Source organism: Streptomyces swartbergensis (assembly GCF_002148965.1).
In the GTDB taxonomy this organism is placed as follows: domain Bacteria; phylum Actinomycetota; class Actinomycetes; order Streptomycetales; family Streptomycetaceae; genus Streptomyces; species Streptomyces swartbergensis.
In genome coordinates, this window is record NZ_NGFN01000599.1 from 1 (window position 1) to 2640 (window position 2640).

2 protein-coding genes and 1 pseudogene are annotated in these 2640 nt (G+C 74.5%); all 3 read right to left on the bottom strand.

The window, feature by feature from the left end:
* Positions 1-246: pseudogene (locus CA983_RS46020) on the bottom strand (TIGR03943 family putative permease subunit); the annotation flags it as partial.
* A complete protein-coding gene (locus CA983_RS42610; protein WP_086605987.1) occupies positions 243-1274 on the bottom strand; it encodes a permease in 1032 nt (343 codons plus the stop codon). The gene CA983_RS42610 and the pseudogene CA983_RS46020, both read right to left, overlap by 4 nt.
* A 46-nt stretch (positions 1275-1320) precedes the next feature.
* On the bottom strand, positions 1321-2640 hold a 1320-nt coding region (locus tag CA983_RS42615), incomplete at its 5' end, for a helix-turn-helix domain-containing protein (RefSeq protein ID WP_244207338.1).

Sequence of the window (2640 nt, forward strand, 5' to 3'; positions counted from 1 at the left end):
CTCCGGGTCCTCCAGGTCCTCCGAGTTCTCCGGGTCCTCCGGGTCCTCCGGGTCCTCCTGCTCCCCCGCCGTCCGCACCAGCACCGCCACCACCACCGCGAGCAGCACCAGCCCCACCCCCGACACCACCAGGTACGGCCGCAACCCGACCTGCACGTACCGCAGATACAGGTCGCTGAAGAGCGACACCCGCAGGATCGCCGCACCGACGAGGGCGAGCAGTACGGCCGGTCCGTAGCTCCTCACAGCAGCCACCACCCCACCAGGACGCTGCTCGCGACGGCCACCAGCCAGGTCACGGAGGAGAACCGCAGCGCGAAGGACCGGCCGAACGTGCCCGTCTGGAGCGCGATCAGCTTCAGGTCGACCATCGGCCCGACCACCATGAACGCCAGCCGCGCGGTGGGCGAGAAGCCGCTCAGCGACGCCGCCACGAACGCGTCGGCCTCACTGCACACGCACAGCACGACCGCCAGCACGGCCAGGAGCAGCACCGACAGCCAGGGCGACCCGGTGAACACCTCCAGCAGCGACCTCGGTACGACGATGTCGAAGGTCGCCGCGGCCGCCGCGCCGAGCACGAGGAAACCGCCGGCGTGCAGGAAGTCGTGCTGGAGGCCGGAGACGAAGGCACGCGGCCCGCCGCCCGGCTCGTCCGCGGTGGTCCGCTTCGGCGGCCGCAGCCACTCGTCCCGCCCGAACCGCGCCCACAGCCACCCCATCACCACGGCCGTGCCGAGCGAGGCGACCAGCCGGCCGAGGACCATCTCCGGCTGTCCCGGGAAGGCGACGGAGGTCGCCACCAGGACGACGGGGTTGATCGCGGGCGCGGACAGCAGGAAGGCGAGGGCGGCCGCCGGGGCGACACCCCGCCGCATCAGGCTGCCCGCCACCGGCACGGACGCGCACTCGCAGCCGGGCAGGACGACGCCCGCCGCCCCCGCGACCGGCACGGCGAGGGCGGTACGGCGGGGCAGCAACCGCTGGAACACCCGCGCGGGCACGAACGCGCCGATCGCCGCCGACACGACCGTGCCCAGCAGCAGGAAGGGCACGCCCTGGACGGTGATCGCGGTGAACACCGTCCACCAGGCCGCGACGGGCGGCGTGTAGAGATCGAGCGCCAGCATCGGCCCGAGCACCGACACGACCGTCCCGATGGCGATCAGCGCGGCGCCCCCGAGGACGGCGTACACGAGGGCCCGCAGGCCCAGCCGTATGCCGTCGGCCACCGTCCGTTCGTTCTCCACGCGCCCCGCCCCGATCGTTCGCATTGCGGAAGGAGGCTAACCCGCCCGACTGCGCCAAGCCCCCGTTTCCTCACAGAGGAGGCTGTGCGGGCGCGGGCCCGAGGGTGGTGGTGCCGGGGGCCGTGCGGTGTCCGAGACCCGTGCGGTAGGCGTCCAGGGCCGCCTCCACCCGCCCGGTGCGGCGCAGCAGGTCGCCGAGCAGGCGGCACAGATCGGCCAGGTCGCCGGCCGCGCCCGCCCGCTCCAGCAGGCTCAGGGCGCGGACGTAGTGCTCCTCGGCGTCCTCGGTGCGGCGGGCGTCCTCCGCGATGATGCCGAGGAGGCGGTGCGCGGCGGCGGAGTGGACGGCACCGCGCTCGGGGGACAGGTCGTCGAGCACGCCGTGCAGCAGGGCCGCCGCCTCGTCGGACTCGCCGCGCCGGTGCAGGACGTCGGCCAGTTCGACGGCGACCTGGCTGCTGTAGAGGGCGGCGCGCTTGGCCGACAGCATGCCGAGGGCCTCCCGCAACTCGCCCTCGGCCCGCTCCAGTTGGCCGTCCTGGGCGTAGACGTAGCCGCGCATCCAGTGGCAGTTGGCGAGTTCGGTGCGGATCTGGAGGCCGCGGTACAGCTCGGCCGCCTTGGCCAGCGAGGCGTCGGCCTCGGCGAGGCGGCCCTCGGCGACCAGGGTACGGGCGACCGACCGGTGCATGCGCGCGACCAGGGCCGGGTCGCCGGACTGCGGGGCGAGCGCCAGGGCGAACTCGGCGGCCTGGGCGGCGCGGGCGTGCGCGCCCATGTCCATGTACGGCCCGATGGCGCTGGCGTAGAGCAGCAGCAGGGCGTCCGGATCGTGCAGCCCGCCGCGATTCAGCTCGTCGAGGGTGGTCTCCAGCAGGTACACGGCGTACCGGAGTTCCCCGGCGAGATAGTGCGCGACGGCCCGGCCGCGCAACGCCGGGACCCGGGCGGGCAGCGGCGCGCCGGCCAGACACTCCTCGGCCCGTTCGAAGTACTGCCGACCGGCCACGAGCTCGCCCGTCTCCAGGGCGCACTCGCCGAGCCCGAGCAGCGCGGCGGCCTGTTCCCCGGCCAGCCCGTGCGTCTCGGCCTCGACGAGCAGCTCGGCGTACTGCTCCGCCGCCGCCTCGGCCTCACCGACGGCGAAGACGCGCTGCGCCTCGGTCAGCCGCAGCCGCAGCTCGGTCACGAGCCGGGCCGAACGCCCGGTGGCGAGTTCGTCGAAGGCGACACCGAGCCGCCCGGCGAGATGCCGCAGGGCGTCGTCCGAGGGCCGCACCCGGCCCGACTCCAGGGTGGAGACATAGGCGGGCGTGTACACGGGTTCCGCCAACTGCCGCTGCGTCAGTCCGCGTTCGACCCGCAACCGCTGCACCCGGCGCCCGATGGT

Coding starts and splice junctions, on each gene's coding strand:
- CA983_RS42610 (WP_086605987.1), bottom strand. CDS start 1,274: ATGCGAACGATCGGGGCGGGGCGCGTGGAGAACGAACGGACGGTGGCC.